The sequence below is a fragment of the Pseudomonas sp. NCHU5216 genome, from assembly GCF_052156495.1.
Taxonomy (GTDB): Bacteria; Pseudomonadota; Gammaproteobacteria; order Pseudomonadales; family Pseudomonadaceae; genus Aquipseudomonas.
This window is the reverse complement of the sequence record NZ_JBQLIX010000090.1, coordinates 1-536: the sequence shown is the minus strand read 5'-3', so window position 1 is coordinate 536 and position 536 is coordinate 1. Positions and strand designations below refer to the sequence as shown.

Here is a 536-nt window from a genome sequence, read left to right as displayed (position 1 = left end):
CACTTCTATCACATATCCAAATTTTTAAAGAACGATGTTTCTACCGGTCAAAAGACCAGAAATCAGCACTCGACAGGATCACCCTGAAGCGCTCATTTCTGAACTCTCTACGATCACGCTGTAATGGTGGAGCCAAGCGGGATCGAACCGCTGACCTCCTGCGTGCAAAGCAGGCGCTCTCCCAGCTGAGCTATGGCCCCGTAAGCATCTGCACCAAAATTGGTAGGTCTGGGCAGATTTGAACTGCCGACCTCACCCTTATCAGGGGTGCGCTCTAACCAACTGAGCTACAGACCTATCACAGGTTTGCCCTTGGTCGACCTCACCCTGCTCTCTACCCAAACAGCATGGGGTACGCTCAAACCAACTGAGCCACAGACCTAACAGGGTCGCCGCGTTACAGCATCGTCTTCTACAGTGAATCAAGCAATTCGTGTGGGAGCTTATGAAGAAGCTGATGTCTTCGATTAAGGAGGTGATCCAGCCGCAGGTTCCCCTACGGCTACCTTGTTACGACTTCACCCCAGTCATGAATC

The 536-nt window shown here is 51.7% G+C and carries 2 tRNA genes and 1 rRNA gene; all 3 read right to left on the bottom strand.

The window, feature by feature from the left end:
• Positions 1-124: 124 nt before the first annotated feature.
• A tRNA-Ala gene (locus ACSVIK_RS26005) sits at positions 125-200 on the bottom strand.
• A 20-nt stretch (positions 201-220) separates the two neighbouring features.
• A tRNA-Ile gene (locus ACSVIK_RS26000) sits at positions 221-297 on the bottom strand.
• Between the two features lie 171 nt (positions 298-468).
• Positions 469-536 (bottom strand): 16S ribosomal RNA (locus ACSVIK_RS25995); the annotation flags it as partial.